A 17,397-nucleotide genomic window follows, 5' to 3' on the forward strand; every position below is an offset into this window, starting at 1 on the left:
CGACAAGGTGTCGACTATCAGTGAATCTTCTGTTTTTGATGAGCCAGTGTTGAATGTCATTCATTTGTTGAACTCATTGACGGGCGAGCATCCGCAGGCAATTTCACTGGCCTCTGGCCGTCCGGACGATGAGCAATGCGATCCGGCGTTGATCGAGCGTGGCCTGGCCAGTTACACGCGGTATCTCGATCAGCCAGCATCGGTGGCGACATTGCTGTGCCAGTACTCGGCAACGGCAGGGATCATCAACGCGTTGCTGGCCGAGCACCTGCGGGTCGACGAAGGCTTGTGTCCGGTTGATCTTGACTGCCTGGTGGTGTGTCAGGGGGTTCAGGAAGCAGTGACACTGGCGCTGCTGGCACTGTTCGACAAGGGTGGGGTGCTATTGGTGCCTGACCCGGTGTTTTCCGGCATAACCGGGATTGCCAAACTGTTGAAGATCGAGGTTGTTGCCGTACCCATGGCCACTTTTCTCGAACCGCGCGCGTTGCGCCTTTTCATCAGCACCGTGCAGTGTCAGGGGCGTAAGGTGCGGGCGATCTATGCCATTCCTGACTTCAGTAATCCGACTGCCGACACCCTGTCCTTCGATGCCCGGCAGGCCATGCTGGACATCGCCCGGGCGTGCGATTTCTATGTGCTGGAAGACAATGCCTACCGTTACTTCAGGTACGAAGGCGATCGGCTGCCTGCGATGAAGGCACTCGACAGCGAGCGGGTCTTTTATCTTGGCTCGTTTGCAAAGTCGATCTTCCCCGGCTTGCGCATGGGCTATGTGGCTGCACCGCAAGGCGTTCATGCGCGCGAGTGGGCTGCCAGATTGTGTAAAAGCAAAAGCCTGGTGAGCGTGCATACACCGGCGCTGTGCCAGGCGGTCGTCGGCGGTTTGCTGCTGGATAACCAGTTTTCCCTGGTGCAGTTGAACGCCGCGCGTGTGGCGGCCTATGCACGCAAGCGCGATTACATGCTCGAGTGCCTTGCACAGGCATTCGCCGATCAGCCCGGGGTGTCGTGGAATCGCCCGGCAGGCGGCTTTTTCATCAATCTGAAACTGCCCTTTGAATTTGCCCAGGCGCAGATGAAAGAGTGTGCCATTGCCTTCAGGGTCATCGTTTTTCCGGTCGCGTTGTTCTCTTTGTTGGGGCACGGCACCCGGGAAGTCCGCTTGTCCTTCAGCAATGTATCGCTCGAGCAGATCCGCGTTGCCATCGAACGCTTTGGCGCCTACGTCGATGCAAAGCTCGGTAGCGGTTCACGCAGCGCTACTGAGCATCACGCCACTGACGATCTGATACGCGCCGAGCAGGCTGATGGCGGTGCCTGAGCAGTAGTTGATCAGTCGCAGCTTTGCGCCGGACATCCTGGCTTTGAAGGCGGAGGAGAAGCCGCTCAGCCCGAGCCACCATGCCGCAGAACCGAGAAAGATTCCGGCGACCATCAGTGCCACTGACAAGGTACTGCCTTGCTCGCCGCCGATACCGTCACTCATGGCGGCAAATATGGCGATGAAGGACAGGATCGTCATCGGGTTCGACAGTGTCAGGAACAAGGTAGTGGTATAGGCCGTGAGCATGTTGCTTCGCTCTCCCGTCAGGGACTCGGCTTTGTCTTTCGATCTGATTATCTGATACCCCACATACGCAAGGAACGCGCCGCCGAAGATACACAACCAGGGTTTCCAGCTGACCAGCGTGGCAATGAGCGCAGTAATGCCGAGCGCCCCGATAAAGCCGTAGATCGAGTCGGCGGTCGCCGCGCCCAGGCCAGTGGCAAAGCCTGCGCGCCAACCCTGGGAAAGACTGCGTTGAATGCACAGCAGGCCGATCGGTCCGACGGGCGCGGCGATGCAGAGTCCGATGATCAATGATTTGAAGAAAATCAGCATGGTGGCGCCTCCGTAAGTTGTTGATTAAAGATTAAGAGGAGTTCGCGCCTGTATTAATGAGGTTTTAAATAATTTTTGCGATTTAACCGTCGAATTTAATGTAATGCCGGGGATGTTCCTGAAAAATGAAAGCGTACCGGTGGCCTTGGAGAGTCAGGCCTTGCGGGCATATTCAGCAGGGGTGGGGGCGTGGAATCGCAGGCATTAAAAAGCCGGCTTGTGGCCGGCTCCTTGGGGACGGGCTTGGCTAATTTTTGGTAAGCCGCAACCGCCTTAAAATCGTTGCTCCGGCGCTGGGGCCGGGAGGTGGCGGGCAAGCTGTGGAGTGCCGCGCCAGGGCCGCGGACGGGCTGGGCCGTCGGGCTAAATGTGCGGCGTAGCATACTGGGATTGGCCGGCGATGCCCAGCAAAAAATCACCTGCGGCGCTCAGTCCGGGCGGCTGTCGCGCAGGTGGCCCCACCAGAATACCCAGCCAAGTACCTCCAGGCGCTGGGTCTTGAGTTGCGCCGGGCTGTAGGTTTCGGTGGGGTATTCGTCGCTGTCCTGGCTGTGCAGGCGCAGGGCGCCATTGGCGCGGCGGCTGAGGCTGTTGATGCGCAGGCGGCCGTTGTGCAGCAGGGCGTAGATTTCGCCTTCGACCACCCGGGTCAGGCTGCGGTCGACGGCCAGCGTGGTGCCGCGCGGCAGCAGCGGGCTCATGTTGTGCCCGGGCATGCTCAGGCACAGGGCATCGCCCGGGTTGATGCCGAGGGCATCGAGCGCACGCAGGGGCAGGCGCAGGTAACGGTCTTCGACCGGTTTTAACTGGCGAGTCTGGATGCTGTAGAACGGCACCTGTATGTCGTTGTAGCTGTGCGCCGCCAGCGCGCTGGCATCGGGGCCTTCGACGCCGGGGCGGGCGGCCTGGCTGTTGAGGCGCGGCAAGGGGTTGGGGTGCTTGGGGCCTTCGCCATTGCGCAGCCAGCGGCTGCGCACGCACAGCAGCTCGGCGATTTCATCCAGCCGGGCCAGGGGCACGCCGCGCTTGAACCAGTTGTTGACGTGCTGCGGCGTAACCTTGCGCTGCGCAGCAAAGTCGGAAGGGGACAGGTTGCACTCGCTCAGGAGCGCTTTGAGACGATCACCGGATGTATTCATGAGGCCCGAGTGTAGTGGGCTCGTACAGCCCGGGCTATAAACGCGAGGTTCATTTTCAAGGCTGGAAAATGGCTGGATTACAGGCGGTTGCTTAGGCTCGCGTAGGAGGTTTCGCGGCAAAAAAATCCACTTGAATGACGTTCGGAACTATCCTACGCACGCTGCTGCCTTTTCACTGTTGTGATAAAGGTGCTACAGGGTTAGTTTCCTCGGGTCGCTACGTTGGCGACCGGGTGTGAGAGCTCGAGTAGATAGTAGAAGCAGCTAGTTATGGCAGCTGTGCGCGGGCAGACCTCGGTCTGGCCGGGTTTCCTATGTCTACCGGTCTCTCACCCCGCGTACGGCTGCCACCCTAATCCTGTGAGAGGGATGCGGAGGTAGCTCCTGATAGATATAGGAGGTACGTCATGAAGAAGATCGTCCCCGACCCACCGTATTCCGATATATCTCGCAACAACATCACCAACCCCTACTTCTCCATCCACAGCGACCTGATCCCTCCTGATTCCCTGGCCTATGCCAGCGAACTGCTGCGCGGTATCCATGAAACCACCGACGAATTCTGCCGAGCCCATGCCAATGAACCCGGCCAGGGCATGCTGGTGAATGTGCTGCATTCGGCCGAGATGGCCAGGGCGTTGGTCGAGCATGCACTGAGCAAGCTGCTGGCCGTGGAAGGCGATTGTTGATGATGTGGGTTTGGGAATGAATAGGGCTTAAGAAGGTAGCTGTCTTTGCTGTGGGAGCGGGCTTGCCCCGCGATGCGATGTGGCTGACCATCAGCTATCGCGGGACAAGTCGAGGCGTCGCACCGCCGCTCCTACCTTGATGGGTTGTTCTTGCCCTGAAACAAAAAGCCCCGCATTTGCGGGGCTTTTTGTTGAGGGTTGCTTAGCCTTTGTAAGCGGCAACCGACTTGGTGATCGCAGCGCGGGCGGCGTCAGCGCCATCCCAGCCTTCGATCTTGACCCACTTGCCTTTCTCGAGATCTTTGTAGTTCGCGAAGAAGTGCTCGATCTGCTGGATCAGCAGGGCTGGCAGGTCGGTGTATTCTTTGACGTCGACGTACAGTTGCGACAGTTTGTCGTGCGGTACGGCGATGACTTTGGCGTCGCCGCCGCCGTCGTCGGTCATGTTCAGGATGCCGACCGGACGGGCGCGGATGACCGAGCCTGGCGCTACCGGGTACGGGGTAACAACCAGCACGTCGAGGGGGTCACCGTCGTCGGCCAGGGTGTTGGGGATGTAGCCGTAGTTGGCCGGGTAGAACATCGGGGTGGCCATGAAACGGTCAACGAACAGGCAGTCGCTGTCCTTGTCGATCTCGTATTTGATCGGCGCGTGGTTGGCTGGAATCTCGATGGCGACGTAGATGTCGTTCGGCAGGTCTTTGCCAGCCGGAATCTTGCTGTAGCTCATTGGGCAGTGCCCCCATGTTTGGCCAAAAATTGGTCGCGATTATAGGCACATTCCAGCGCGCTTGCCACGCCCGGCCGGATGTCCGGCAGGCTCAGTCCTGCGCGTCCTGGTAATGCGGGTGGTGGCGCTGCAACTGCTGCAGGCGGGCCAGCGGGTCCTGGCGGTAGAAGCCGCGCAATTGCTGGTACACCGCGGGGTAGGCGTCGTTGAGCAGGTCCGGGGCGCTGAAGAAGTATTCGCTGGTCACGGCAAAAAATTCTGCCGGATTTTCTGCGGCATACGGGTCGATGGCAGTCTCGGCGTCGGGGTTGCGGTCAAGCTGGGCGTTGAGGTCGTCAAAGGCCGCTTGCATGACCTGGGCCCAGTCGCTGACGCGCAGGTCGCTGTGCAGCGGCGGCAGGCCGTTGGCATCGCCATTGAGCATGTCGAGCTTGTGCGCCAGTTCGTGGATCACCAGGTTGTAGCCTTCCCAGCCGCCACTGGCCAGCACGCCAGGCCAGGCCAGGATCACCGGGCCCTGTTGCCAGGCTTCGCCGCTGTGTTCACCGTCCCATTCGTGCTCGATACCGCTGGCGTCGCGATGGCGCTGCGGGCTTACGAAGTCGTCGGGGTAGAGGATGATTTCGTGAAAACCCTGGTACCAGTTCAGCTCGCCCAGGTGCAGCAGCGGCAGTTGCGCCTGGGCGGCAAGAAACAGCCGCTGCTCGCCGTCCAGCTCGACCCCGGGCAGGGCAGTCAGGTGCTTGCTATCGAGGAACAACACGCAGGCTTCACGCAGCCATTGGTCTTCTTCGTCGCTCAGGCCATCGAGCATCGGCAGGCGCTCGCGCACCCGCTGCCAGCGCTGCGGGTCGAGCGGGTGTCGGGCCAGGGTACGGCGACGGCGCCAGGCGCTCAGCGACCACATAAACCGGGCTTAGTGAACCTTGGCTTCGTTGCGGCCCATGCGGCTGCGCACGATGCCGATGATCATCGGCACCAGCGACAGCAGGATGATGGCGACGATCATCAGCGACAGGTTCTGCTTGATGAACGGCACGTTGCCGAAGAAGTAGCCCAGGGTAACCAGACCGCCGACCCAGAGCACGGTGCCGGCGACGCTGAAGCCGAGAAAGCGTGGGTAGTGCATTTTGGCGATGCCGGCGACGAACGGCGCAAAGGTGCGCAGGATCGGCAGGAAGCGCGCCAGGGTCACGGTCTTGCCACCATGACGCTCGTAAAAGTCGTGGGTTTGCTGCAGGTAGTCGCGGCGGAAGATCTTCGAGTTGGGGTTGCGGAACAAGCGTTCACCCGCTGTTCGGCCGATCACGTAGTTGGTGCTGTCGCCCAGGATTGCCGCCGCCATCAACAGGCCGCCGAGCAGTACCGGGTCCATGCCACCGCCCGCCGCCACGGCGCCGGCGATGAACAGCAGGGAGTCACCCGGCAGGAACGGCATGACCACCAGACCGGTCTCGCAAAAGATCACCAGGAACAGGATCGCGTAGATCCACGGGCCGTAGTTGTTGACCAACAGGTCCAGGTAGGCGTCGAGATGCAGAATGAGGTCCAGCGGGTTGAAATCCATGTACAGCACCTTGTGTTCTTGACCCGGGCGACGGGCTTGCGATGGCTGGCAGTGCGAATGCGGACGGTCGCTACCCGGAAGATGGGTAAAGTTTCACACACAATGAAGAGGCGCATTATACGGCTACGAACAGATTGTGCCTGCGCAGTTTGTAGCGGCGGATGTCGAATGGAGGTGAACGGCAGGCATCGCGCCTGCCGTTGCGCTCGGCTCAGTCCGAGTGGATAGGCAGGATGTAGCTCTTGAACTCGGTGTCTTCGTGAAAACCGATGGATTCGTAGGTTTTCATCGCCACTTCGTTGTCACTGCTGGTGGATACCCGCAGGCGCACGGCGTTGGTTTCCTTGGCCAGCTTCTTGGCTTCGCGCATCAGGTGGTCGGCCACCAGCATGCGTCGGGAGTCTTCGGCGACATAGATGTCGTTGAGGATCCACACGCGCTTGAGCGACAGCGACGAAAAGCTTGGGTAGAGCTGGCAAAAGCCCATCAGCTTGCTGTCGTCATCGTCCGGCAGGGCCAGGTAGATGATCGACTCGCCACGCTCCAGGCGTTTTTCCAGGAACGAGCGCGAGGAGTCCGGGTAGGGCAGCTGGCCGTAGAACTCGCGGTATCTGACGAACAGCGGGGCAAGCAGGTCCAGATGTTCCAGGGTTGCTTTGATGATTCGCATAAGCAGGCCTCAGGGTCCATGGGAGTTTGCGGCGAATCGCCGGCAGCCTTGGCAGATGCTGCCTGAAAGCAATTAGAAAGCGCAATCTACGATCTCAAGGTTTACTCAGCAGGAAATTTCCGCTTTTCGGCGTATCGGTGTCTGACTCAAGGGTTTGCACCTGGGCTTCGTCCTTCAGATTGACCCCCGACAACTGCCGCCGACAGGCTTCGCGCATCAGGTACAGCAGGCGATGGGCGGCCATGCCATAGCTCAGGCCTTCCAGGCGCACATTGGAAATGCAGTTGCGGTAGGCATCGGTGAGGCCAACCTTGGGGTTGTAGGTGAAGTACAGCCCGAGGCTGTCCGGCGAGCTCAAGCCCGGGCGTTCGCCGATCAGGATCACGGTCATTTTCGCCCCGAGCAGCTCGCCCACCTCGTCGGCCACCGCCACCCGGCCTTGTTCGACCAACACCACCGGTGATGTCGACCAGCCGTCGGTGGCGCTTTGTTCTTCCAGGCGGGCGAGAAACGGCAGGGTATGGCGATGCACGGCCAGGGCCGAGAGGCCGTCGGCAACCACGATGGCCAGGTCGACGCCGCCGGGGTTGGTCTGGGCGTGTTCGCGCAGCCGTTGTGCTGAATCTTCGTGCAGGCGGCGCCCCAGATCGGGGCGTTGCAGGTAGCTGTGACGATCGGTGGCGGCGCTGTGCAGCAGCAGGCTTTCACGTCCGCGCTCGCTCAATTGCTGGCGCAGGCCGGCATGGTCGAAGGCCAGGTGCACGGCGTCGCGGGCCTGGGCGTGGGCGAACTGAAAGTCCAGCTGGGCGCCGGTCGGCAGGCTGGTGCCGGTGCGGCCCAGGGCGATGCGCGCCGGAGTCAGGCGGCGCAGCTCCAGCCAGGGATTGGCGCTGTTGTCGTGTTGGGGGGTGTTGGCCATAGTCGACTCGCTTATCCCAGTTGCGCCAGAGCCTGGCGGAAGGCCGGCGGCAGGTTGTCACCGAAACGCACCCGGCCGTCGGCCTGGGTGAAGATGCCCATGCGCGCCAGCCAGCTTTCGAACTCCGGCGCAGGTTTCAGGCCCAGGGTTTGCCGGGCGTAGAGCGCATCATGGAACGAAGTGGTCTGGTAATTGAGCATGATGTCGTCGGAGCCGGGGATGCCCATGATGAAGTTGATCCCGGCGACACCCAGCAGGGTCAGGAGCATGTCCATGTCGTCCTGGTCGGCTTCGGCATGGTTGGTGTAGCAGATGTCGCAACCCATGGGTACGCCGAGCAGCTTGCCGCAGAAGTGATCCTCAAGGCCGGCGCGGATGATCTGTTTGCCGTTGTACAGGTACTCGGGCCCGATGAAGCCGACCACGGTATTGACCAGGAACGGCTTGAAGTGCCGGGCCACGGCGTAGGCGCGGGTCTCGCAGGTCTGTTGGTCGACGCCATGGTGGGCATTGGCCGACAGGGCGCTGCCCTGGCCGGTCTCGAAATACATCAGGTTCTGCCCGAGGGTGCCGCGGTTCAGGCTCAGGCCGGCGTCGTAACCTTCCTTGAGCACGTTGAGGTTAATGCCGAAGCTGGCGTTGGCTGCTTCAGTGCCGGCGATCGACTGGAACACCAGGTCCAGCGGTACGCCACGGTTGATCGCTTCAATAGAGGTGGTGACGTGGGTGAGCACGCAGGCCTGGGTCGGGATGTCATAGCGCTGGATGATGGCGTCGAGCATTTCCAGCAGGGCGCAGATCGAGGCGATGCTGTCGGTGGCCGGGTTGATGCCGATCATGGCATCGCCGTTGCCGTAGAGCAGCCCGTCGAGAATGCTCGCGGCTATGCCGGCCGGCTCGTCGGTGGGGTGGTTGGGTTGCAGCCGGGTCGACAGGCGCCCGCGCAGGCCCATGGTGCCGCGAAAGCGGGTGACCACGCGGATCTTCTGCGCCACCAGCACCAGGTCCTGCACGCGCATGATTTTCGACACGGCGGCGGCCATTTCCGGGGTCAGCCCCGGGGCCAGGGCGCGCAGGCTGTCTTCATCGGCCGCTTCACTGAGCAGCCAGTCGCGAAAGCCTCCGACGGTCAGGTGGCTGACGGCGGCAAAGGCATTGGCATCATGGGTGTCGATGATCAACCGGGTGACTTCATCGTCTTCGTAGGGGATCAGCGCTTCAGTCAGAAAATGCTTGAGCGGGATGTCGGCCAGGGCCATCTGTGCCGCCACCCGTTCGCCGTCGTTGCTGGCGGCGACGCCGGCGAGAAAATCACCTGAACGCGCCGGGCTGGCCTTGGCCATGACCTCTTTGAGGCTGTCAAAACGGTAGGTCTGGTTGCCTGCCGTGTGAACAAAACTTGCCATACAGACTCTCCAGAACGCCGCAGGGCTGGCCTGCGGCGTAGGTGGCGTTGATCAGTGCAGGGCCTCTTCGGCCTTCTGGATCGCGGCGAATTCTTCTTCCGGGGTCCCGGCGACCAGGTGGTGCCGGCTGTAGAAAGCAAAGTAGGCAATCAATACCGCATAAATCGCTGCGGCGCCAATCACTACCCGTGGGTCGACCAGAAAGCCCGCCACCACCGCGATGCAGGCCAGCACCAGGGCCACGCCCGAAGTGAAAACGCCGCCTGGGGTGCGATACGGCCGCTCCATTTTCGGCCGGCGGATGCGCAGGGTGATGTGCGCGGCCATCATCAGTACATAAGACAGCGTAGCGCCGAACACCGCGACCAGGATCAGCAGGTCGCCCTGGCCGGTCAGCGACAGGGCGAAACCGATGATCCCGGGGATCACCAGGGCCAGCACCGGGGCCTTGCTCTTGTTGGTTTCCGACAGCTTGCGCGGCAGGTAGCCGGCACGGGACAAGGCAAAGATCTGCCGCGAATAGGCGTAGATGATCGAGAAGAAGCTGGCGATCAGGCCGGCCAGGCCCACCAGGTTGACGAAGCCGCCCATCCAGGTCGATCCGCCGTAGGCTTTCGACAGTGCTTCTACCAGCGGATTACCGGAAGCTTTCAGCGCCTCGGCGCCAGCGCCACCCGGGCCGACCACCAGGATCAGCAGGGCAAAGGCCAGCAGCACCAGCATGGCGCCGATCAGGCCGCGGGGCAGGTCACGCTTGGGGTTCTTGGTTTCTTCGGCGGCCAGCGGCACGCCTTCGACGGCGAGGAAGAACCAAATGGCGTAAGGGATCGCCGCCCACACCCCGACATAGCCGAACGGCAGGAAGCTGCTGGCGCCGACAGCGTCGGTCTGGGCGATATCGAACAGGTTGTTGACGTCAAAGTGCGGCACCATCGCCACCAGGAACACGCCCAGGGCAATAGCGGCCACGGCGGTGATGATGAACATCAGCTTGAGCGCTTCACCGACACCAAAAATGTGGATGCCGATAAAAATGATGTAGAAGGCCAGGTAGATCATCCAGCCGCCGATGCCGAACAGTGACTGGCAGTAGGCGCCGATGAACACGGCAATGGCCGCCGGGGCAATCGCGTATTCGATGAGGATCGCCGTACCGGTAAGAAACCCGCCCCAGGGCCCGAATGCGCTGCGGGCAAAGCCGTAGCCGCCACCGGCGGTGGGGATCATCGACGACAGTTCAGCCAGCGAGAAACACATGCACAGGTACATGGTCGCCATCAGCAAGGTGGCGAGGAACATGCCGCCCCAGCCACCCTGGGCCAGGCCGAAGTTCCAGCCGGCGTAGTCGCCGGAAATCACGTAGGCAACGCCCAGGCCCACTAGCAGTACCCAGCCGGCGGCGCCCTTTTTTAGTTCACGTTGTTGGAAATAGTCGGAGCCGACTTTTTCGAAGTCGACAGAAGAGCCTGCCGGCGCGCTGCCGGTATGATCGCTTGGCATAGGGTTCACCTGTTGTTTTTATCAATACCGGCGGGTGCCGGTTTGTCTGGTGATGGTCTTGCAGGAAGCGAGCCAGAGCGGCCCCGGGTCGGAGCCGCCCTGTTGCTCGTTTAGAAGAAGCCCAGCGGGTTGATGTCGTAGCTGACCAGCAGGTTTTTGGTTTGCTGGTAGTGATCGAGCATCATCTTGTGGGTTTCACGGCCGACGCCGGACTTTTTGTAGCCACCGAACGCGGCGTGGGCCGGGTACAGGTGGTAGCAGTTGGTCCATACGCGACCAGCTTTGATACCGCGGCCCATGCGGTAGGCGCGGTTGATGTCGCGGGTCCAGACACCGGCGCCGAGGCCGAACTCGGTGTCGTTGGCAATCGCCAGGGCTTCGGCTTCGTCCTTGAAGGTGGTGATGCTCACCACCGGGCCAAAGATCTCTTCCTGGAACACGCGCATCTTGTTGGTGCCCTTGAGCAGGGTCGGCTGGATGTAATAGCCGGTCGACAGGCTGCCTTCGAGTTTTTCCACCTTGCCGCCGGTGAGCAGCTCGGCGCCTTCCTTCTCGGCAATTTCCAGGTACGAGAGGATCTTGTCGAACTGTTGCTCGGAGGCCTGGGCGCCGACCATGGTGTCGGTGTCGAGCGGGTCGCCGCGCTTGATCTGCTTGATCTTCTTCATCACCTCTTGCATGAACGCCGGGTAGATCGATTCCTGCACCAATGCGCGCGATGGGCAGGTGCACACCTCGCCCTGGTTGAAGAACGCCAGCACCAGGCCCTCGGCGGCTTTTTCGATGAAACTCTGCTCGGCCTGCATGATGTCTTCGAAGAAGATGTTCGGCGACTTGCCGCCCAGTTCGACGGTGCTCGGGATGATGTTTTCGGCGGCGCATTTCATGATGTGCGAACCGACCGGGGTAGAGCCGGTAAAGGCGATCTTGGCGATGCGCTTGCTGGTGGCCAGGGCTTCACCGGCTTCGCGGCCATAGCCTTGCACCACGTTGAGCACGCCAGGCGGCAGCAGGTCGCCGATCACTTCCAGCAGCACGCTGATGCCCAGCGGGGTTTGCTCGGCCGGCTTGAGCACCACGCAGTTGCCGGCGGCCAGGGCCGGGGCGAGTTTCCACGCGGCCATCAGGATCGGGAAGTTCCACGGGATGATCTGGCCGACCACGCCCAGCGGTTCATGGATGTGATAGGCGACGGTGTTGCCGTCGATTTCGGCGGCGCTGCCTTCCTGGGCGCGCAGGCAACCGGCGAAGTAGCGGAAATGGTCGGCAGCCAGCGGGATGTCGGCGTTGAGGGTTTCGCGGATGGCCTTGCCGTTGTCCCAGGTTTCGGTGATGGCCAGCAGTTCGAGGTTCTGTTCGATGCGGTCGGCGATTTTCAGCAGGATCAGCGAGCGTGCCTGCACCGAGGTGGTGCCCCAGGCATCAGCGGCGGCGTGGGCGGCATCCAGGGCTTTTTCGATGTCTTCGGCAGTCGAGCGGGGGAATTCGGCGATCAGTTGGCCGTTCACCGGCGAGGTGTTTTCGAAGTACTGGCCTTTGACTGGGGCAACGAACTCGCCACCGATGTAGTTCCCGTAACGGCTCTTGAAGGAAACCTTGGCGCCTTCGGTACCGGGATGTGCATAACGCATGATGTTTCTCCTGGCTATTGTGCTTGTTGGGGAGGATGTAAAGCATAGAGCAAGGGTTGGGCCAGTGTGGCCAGGCCCAGGTAAATCAAGGGCTTGGCGGTTTTTTGCGCAGGTGCAGGACGGGCGCTGTAGCGGCGCCGGTACAGCCTGGGTGACACTTTGTACCGTTGCTGACACAAAGCGTGACCCAGTGGTCAAGCCAGCATTGCATTGCGCCGACGGGTGGAGGATGCTGGGCTTATCTCGTCTGCGGAGAACAATAAAAAGTGCAGAGCAATCACCTCAGCCGGCATGCCCGGCAAGTCCTCACCGTGACCCAGGGCAAGGCCCTGGCACAGGGCCCCGGCAGCGATCCGTCGATTGCCCGCTCGTGGCTGCGTTGCCTTGAGGACTATCACCTTGATCCGGCCCAGAGCATGGCGCCGACCGTGCTCGAGCACGGCCGCGTGCTGGAAAGCCGCGAGCGCTTGCAGCAAGTACTGCAGATCGCCGGCAACGAGATGAACAGCCTGCACCAGCAGCTGTCCGGCGCCGGCCATGCGGTACTGCTCACCGACGCCCGCGGGGTAATCCTCAATTGCGTCACTGCGCCTACCGAGCGGCGCATCTTCGAGCGCGCCGGGCTGTGGCTGGGTGCCGACTGGAGCGAGGCGCGCGAAGGCACCAACGGCATCGGCACCTGCCTGGTCGAGCGCCAGGCGGTAACCATTCACCAGGATGAACACTTTCGCGGCCGCCATACCGGCCTGACCTGCTCGGCCAGCCCGGTGTTCGACCCGCACGGCGAGTTGCTGGCGGTGCTCGATGTGTCGTCGGCTCGCGCTGACGTCTCGCGGCAAAGCCAGTTCCACACCATGGCGCTGGTCAACCTCTCGGCGAAGATGATCGAGAGCAGCTACTTTTTGCGCTATTTCGATAACCAGTTTCTCCTGCGCTTCCATCTGCAGGCCGAATCGGTGGGGATGTTCAGTGAAGGGCTGCTGGCCTTTGATGGCGATGGGCGAATCTGCGCGGTCAACCAGAGCGCCTTGAACCTGCTGGGCACCATCCGTGGCGGCGTGCTCGGCAAGGCTGTGGATATGTTCTTCGATTGTGCCCAGGACGAGCTGTTCAGCCGCGCCACTGCCCAGGCCAACACCAGTTGGCCGTTACGCACCCGCGATGGCCGGGTATTGTTTGCCAGTTTGCGTGGGCAGGTGCGTTCGGCGCTGCCTGCAGCGGCGCCGTTTATTGCTCCGGCCAAAACTGCGCAGCCCGGTGGCATCTGCCTGGTCGATCCGGCCCTGCAGAACGATTTTCGCCGTGCCGTGCGGGTGTTCGAACGCGATGTGCCGTTGCTGCTGCGTGGCGAGACCGGTTGCGGCAAAGAAGCCTTCGCCAAGGCTGTGCACCAGGCCAGCCAACGCAGCAGCAAGGCGTTTGTCGCGCTTAACTGTGCGTCGATCCCCGAGAGCCTGATCGAGAGCGAACTGTTCGGCTATCGCGGCGGCAGCTTTACCGGGGCGCGCAAGGAGGGCATGCGCGGCAAGTTGCAGCAAGCCGATGGCGGCACGTTGCTGCTGGACGAAATCGGCGATATGCCCCTGGCCCTGCAGACCCGTTTGCTCCGGGTGCTGGAAGACCGCATGGTGGTACCCATCGGCGGCGAACCGCAGGCAGTCAACGTACGCATCATCAGCGCCAGCCACCGCAATCTGCTGGAACGGGTCGAGGATGGCAGCTTCCGGGAAGACCTTTATTACCGCCTCAACGGCCTGGAAATCGATCTGCCGGCCTTGCGCGAGCGCAGCGACAAATCGCAGTTGCTCGACTTTATCCTGGCCCAAGAGGCTGGTGAGCAGAGCGTAAGCCTGGACCCTGCCGCGCGCCGGGCGCTGCTCGACTTCGCCTGGCCGGGCAACGTGCGTCAGTTGCGCAACGTCCTGCGCACCTTGGTGGCGCTGAGCGAAGACGGTCGCATCGAGTTTGCCGAGTTGCCGGCGGTAGTGCGCCAGTCGCCGGCACTTATCAAAAGCCCTTCACCTGTGGATAACCCCGCGCCGCCGCTGGACAGCGCCGAGCGCAACGCCTTGCTGGCAGTGCTGGAGCAGCAACGCTGGCACATGACCCATGTCGCCGTGCAACTGGGGGTCAGCCGTAATACCTTGTATCGAAAACTTCGCAAACACGGCATCGCCCGGGACGCCTGAGCGAAACACAGGATGCGATTTGTCGCGCCCTAGGCTACCCTGCCTCGACGTTTTGCGAGGTCGATCATGCACATTCATATTCTCGGTATTTGCGGCACTTTCATGGGTTCGCTGGCCGTGCTGGCCAAAGAGCTGGGCCATCGGGTCACCGGTTCCGATGCCAACGTTTACCCACCGATGAGCACCCAGCTTGAGGCCCAGGGCATCGAACTGACCCAGGGCTATGACGCCGCCCAGCTGGACCCGGCGCCCGACCTGGTGGTGATCGGCAACGCCCTGTCGCGGGGCAACCCGGCAGTGGAGTACGTACTGAACAAGGGCCTGCCCTACGTGTCGGGCCCGCAGTGGCTGGCCGACCATGTGCTGCAGGGTCGCTGGGTGCTGGCGGTTGCCGGCACCCATGGCAAAACCACCACCAGCAGCATGCTCGCCTGGGTGCTGGAGCACGCCGGCATGAGCCCGGGCTTCCTGATCGGCGGCGTGCCGCAGAATTTCTCGGTCTCGGCGCGCCTGGGCGGCACGCCGTTCTTCGTGGTCGAGGCCGATGAATACGACAGCGCCTTTTTCGACAAGCGCTCGAAGTTCGTGCACTACCGCCCGCGCACCGCGATCCTCAACAACCTTGAGTTCGATCATGCGGATATCTTCCCGGACCTGGCCGCCATCGAGCGGCAGTTCCATCACTTGGTGCGGACCATTCCAAGCGAAGGCCTGGTGATTCACCCGACCACCGAGCCGGCCCTTGAGCGGGTCATCAAGATGGGCTGCTGGACGCCGGTGCAGACCACCGGTGAAGGCGGGCAGTGGCAGGTCAAGCTGCTCAGCGCTGACGGTTCGCGCTTTGAGGTCAGTTTCGAAGGTGAAACCCAGGGCGTGGTCGAGTGGGAGCTGACCGGTCAGCACAACGTCGCCAATGCCTTGGCCACCCTGGCGGCGGCGCGTCATGTCGGCGTGGTGCCAGCCATGGGCATCGCGGCACTGAGTGCGTTCAAGAGCGTCAAGCGCCGCATGGAAAAGGTTGCCGAAGTACAGGGCGTGACCATCTATGACGACTTCGCTCACCACCCGACCGCTATCGCCACCACCCTCGACGGCCTGCGCAAGCGCATTGGCGATGCACCGCTGATTGCCGTGATCGAGCCGCGTTCCAACTCGATGAAGCTTGGCGCCCACCGTGATGGCCTGCCTGAGAGCGTCAACGATGCCGACCAGGTGATCTGGTACGCGCCGCCGAACCTGGGCTGGGACCTTGCCGCCACCGCCGCCGAATGCAAGGTGCCGGCAGTGGTGGCCGACAGCCTTGAAGCGATCATCGAACGGGTCAAGAGCCAGGCCAAGCCCGGCACCCAGGTGGTGATCATGAGCAATGGCGGCTTCGGCGGCCTGCACGGCAAGCTCGCCGAGGCGCTGAAATGAACGGGCCGGAACGCATCACCCTGGCTATGACCGGGGCTTCGGGGGCGCAGTATGGGCTGCGCCTGCTCGATTGCCTGGTGCGCGAAGACCGCGAGGTGCATTTTCTGATCTCAAAGGCCGCGCAACTGGTGATGGCTACCGAGACTGATGTGTTGCTGCCGGCCAAACCGCAAGCCATGCAAGCCTTCCTCACCGAGTACACCGGCGCCGCGGCCGGGCAGATTCGCGTGTATGGCAAGGAAGACTGGATGTCGCCGGTGGCCTCGGGCTCCGGCGCACCCGCGGCGATGGTGGTGGTGCCGTGCTCGACCGGCACCTTGTCGGCGATTGCCACCGGCGCCTGCAACAACCTCATCGAGCGGGCTGCCGACGTCACCTTGAAGGAGCGTCGGCAGTTGATCCTGGTGCCACGTGAAGCGCCGTTCTCGACCATTCACCTGGAGAACATGCTCAAGCTGTCGAACATGGGCGCGGTGATCCTGCCGGCGGCGCCGGGTTTTTATCATCAGCCGCAGACCATCGACGACCTGATCGACTTCGTTGTCGCGCGCATTCTCAACCTGCTGAACATTCCTCAGGACATGCTGCCGCGTTGGGGCGAGCATCATCTGGGCGCGGATGAATGAGGCGCCTGCTGGGCGTGATGCTGCTGTGCTTGCTGGCTAGCGGTTGCGCCAGCGTGCGCACCCTGGATGCGGCCAAGCCTGGAGCGCCGGTGGTGTATGCCGGTACGCGCCTGGATTTGTATGCCATGCAAGGTGGTTGTTGCGCTGTGGACCGCTTTGGCGCCGAGGCGCCGAAGTATCCCGGGCTGGATCTGCCGGGCAGTGCCTTGCTCGATACCTTGTTGCTACCGCTGTCCGTGCTGACCGCGCTGGGGGTTGGGTTTCAGGCGACTGGCGGGTTGTAGCGGCTGGCTTGATCGCCGGCAACGCCGGCTCCACAGGGAGAATGTAGCTCCTTGTGGGAGCTGGCTTTGCCCGCGATGGGCTGCAAAGCAGCCCCAGGTTCTATTTGCCCAACCTGCGCAACTCATCAGACTCGACAATCCGGATCCCGTCCTGCTCTTCCAGCGCCAAACGCCACAGCGCCCGTGCCAGCTGGCAGGCCTCGATGCCGCGATACTTACCCGGAATCAGCTTCGACAGCGGCCCTGCCAGCCGTTCCGACAGTCGCGGCTCAATGCGGTCACCCAGCAGCAGCGAAGGCCGGGCAATAGTCAGCTGCGGCCAGTCCTGGGCCTTCAATGCGGCCTCCATTTCGCCTTTGACCCGGTTATAGAAGATCGGCGACCTGCGGTCGGCGCCCAGGGCGCTGACTACCAGCAGATGCCGCGCGCCCATCTCCCGGGCGCGTTTGCCGAAGGCGACGACCATGTCCAGGTCGACCGCGCGAAAGGCCGGCTCGGATCCGGCTTGCTTGATGGTGGTGCCCAGGCAGCAGAAGGCGATGTCGACACGGCCTGCCAGTTGTGGGAGGAACACCGCCGGGTCTCCCACCGGGTTTTCCAGGTGCGGGTGCTCGGCCAGTGGACGTCGGGTTGGGGCCAGTACGCGGCTGACAGTGGGCTCGTTGAGCAGCCGATCAAGTAAGTGTTCACCGGTAAGACCGGTGGCTCCGGCAAGCAGGATGTGCTGAGGCGTCAAGTACATGATG

17 protein-coding genes are annotated in these 17,397 nt (G+C 62.3%); 6 read left to right on the top strand and 11 right to left on the bottom strand.

Annotated features, from left to right (window positions below; translation table 11 throughout):
• Positions 1-7: 7 nt before the first annotated feature.
• Positions 8-1,324: a PLP-dependent aminotransferase family protein gene (locus tag ABIE20_RS15285; protein ID WP_429505741.1), complete on the top strand. Its 1,317-nt coding sequence runs from the start codon at positions 8-10 to the stop codon at positions 1,322-1,324.
• Here ABIE20_RS15285 and ABIE20_RS15290 read toward each other — a convergent pair.
• Together ABIE20_RS15290 and ABIE20_RS15295 are read right to left on the bottom strand one after the other, a co-directional pair.
• Entirely contained in the window at positions 1,253-1,885 is a 633-nt protein-coding gene (locus ABIE20_RS15290) for a LysE family translocator (RefSeq protein ID WP_115085131.1), read from the bottom strand. The two genes, ABIE20_RS15285 and ABIE20_RS15290, sit on opposite strands and share 72 nt — an antisense overlap.
• Positions 1,886-2,313: 428 nt before the next feature.
• Entirely contained in the window at positions 2,314-3,024 is a 711-nt protein-coding gene (locus tag ABIE20_RS15295; protein WP_429505742.1) for a LexA family transcriptional regulator, read from the bottom strand.
• Between the two features lie 407 nt (positions 3,025-3,431).
• On the opposite strand from ABIE20_RS15295, the gene ABIE20_RS15300 reads away from it, so the two are divergent.
• A complete protein-coding gene (locus ABIE20_RS15300) occupies positions 3,432-3,713 on the top strand; it encodes a hypothetical protein (protein WP_429505743.1) in 282 nt (93 codons plus the stop codon).
• A gap of 202 nt (positions 3,714-3,915) precedes the next feature.
• Here ABIE20_RS15300 and ppa read toward each other — a convergent pair whose 3' ends face one another.
• The 8 genes from ppa to exaC all read right to left on the bottom strand — a co-directional run bounded on the left by ppa (position 3,916) and on the right by exaC (position 12,136).
• A complete protein-coding gene (gene ppa, locus ABIE20_RS15305) occupies positions 3,916-4,443 on the bottom strand; it encodes an inorganic diphosphatase (RefSeq protein WP_007933577.1) in 528 nt (175 codons plus the stop codon).
• 91 nt (positions 4,444-4,534) lie between these two features.
• Positions 4,535-5,350, bottom strand: a complete 816-nt coding sequence (locus ABIE20_RS15310; RefSeq protein WP_429505744.1) for a zinc-dependent peptidase — start codon at positions 5,348-5,350, stop codon at positions 4,535-4,537.
• A gap of 9 nt (positions 5,351-5,359) precedes the next feature.
• Positions 5,360-6,010: a DedA family protein gene (locus ABIE20_RS15315; RefSeq protein WP_038998563.1), complete on the bottom strand. Its 651-nt coding sequence runs from the start codon at positions 6,008-6,010 to the stop codon at positions 5,360-5,362.
• Between the two features lie 211 nt (positions 6,011-6,221).
• Positions 6,222-6,680: a GNAT family N-acetyltransferase gene (locus ABIE20_RS15320; RefSeq protein ID WP_123565102.1), complete on the bottom strand. Its 459-nt coding sequence runs from the start codon at positions 6,678-6,680 to the stop codon at positions 6,222-6,224.
• A gap of 94 nt (positions 6,681-6,774) precedes the next feature.
• Positions 6,775-7,599, bottom strand: a complete 825-nt coding sequence (gene eutC / locus ABIE20_RS15325) for an ethanolamine ammonia-lyase subunit EutC (protein WP_429505745.1) — start codon at positions 7,597-7,599, stop codon at positions 6,775-6,777.
• Between the two features lie 11 nt (positions 7,600-7,610).
• Positions 7,611-9,005, bottom strand: a complete 1,395-nt coding sequence (locus ABIE20_RS15330; protein WP_429505746.1) for an ethanolamine ammonia-lyase subunit EutB — start codon at positions 9,003-9,005, stop codon at positions 7,611-7,613.
• A gap of 51 nt (positions 9,006-9,056) precedes the next feature.
• Positions 9,057-10,505: an ethanolamine permease gene (eat, locus tag ABIE20_RS15335; protein WP_429505747.1), complete on the bottom strand. Its 1,449-nt coding sequence runs from the start codon at positions 10,503-10,505 to the stop codon at positions 9,057-9,059.
• Positions 10,506-10,615: 110 nt separating this feature from the next.
• Positions 10,616-12,136, bottom strand: coding sequence for an acetaldehyde dehydrogenase ExaC (gene exaC / locus ABIE20_RS15340; protein ID WP_429505748.1), 1,521 nt, complete (start codon positions 12,134-12,136; stop codon positions 10,616-10,618).
• Between the two features lie 266 nt (positions 12,137-12,402).
• Between exaC and ABIE20_RS15345 the strand changes: the two genes are divergently transcribed.
• The 4 genes from ABIE20_RS15345 (at position 12,403) to ABIE20_RS15360 (ending at position 16,651) form a co-directional block, all read left to right on the top strand.
• Positions 12,403-14,325, top strand: coding sequence for a sigma-54-dependent Fis family transcriptional regulator (locus tag ABIE20_RS15345; protein WP_429505749.1), 1,923 nt, complete (start codon positions 12,403-12,405; stop codon positions 14,323-14,325).
• A 66-nt stretch (positions 14,326-14,391) separates the two neighbouring features.
• Positions 14,392-15,741, top strand: coding sequence for a UDP-N-acetylmuramate:L-alanyl-gamma-D-glutamyl-meso-diaminopimelate ligase (mpl, locus tag ABIE20_RS15350; RefSeq protein WP_045199905.1), 1,350 nt, complete (start codon positions 14,392-14,394; stop codon positions 15,739-15,741).
• Positions 15,738-16,367: a flavin prenyltransferase UbiX gene (gene ubiX, locus ABIE20_RS15355; RefSeq protein ID WP_429505750.1), complete on the top strand. Its 630-nt coding sequence runs from the start codon at positions 15,738-15,740 to the stop codon at positions 16,365-16,367. Before mpl ends, ubiX begins: the two co-directional genes overlap by 4 nt.
• Positions 16,364-16,651, top strand: a complete 288-nt coding sequence (locus ABIE20_RS15360) for a YceK/YidQ family lipoprotein (RefSeq protein WP_429505751.1) — start codon at positions 16,364-16,366, stop codon at positions 16,649-16,651. Before ubiX ends, ABIE20_RS15360 begins: the two co-directional genes overlap by 4 nt.
• 100 nt (positions 16,652-16,751) lie before the next feature.
• Here the strand turns inward: ABIE20_RS15360 and ABIE20_RS15365 are convergent, their stop codons facing one another.
• The gene (locus ABIE20_RS15365; RefSeq protein WP_429505752.1) at positions 16,752-17,393 is read right to left on the bottom strand and encodes an oxidoreductase; all 642 of its coding nucleotides are present in this window, start codon (positions 17,391-17,393) and stop codon (positions 16,752-16,754) included.
• Positions 17,394-17,397 lie beyond the last annotated feature (4 nt).

Origin of the sequence: Pseudomonas sp. 2835 (genome assembly GCF_050435905.1) — a bacterium.
In the GTDB taxonomy this organism is placed as follows: Bacteria; Pseudomonadota; Gammaproteobacteria; order Pseudomonadales; family Pseudomonadaceae; genus Aquipseudomonas.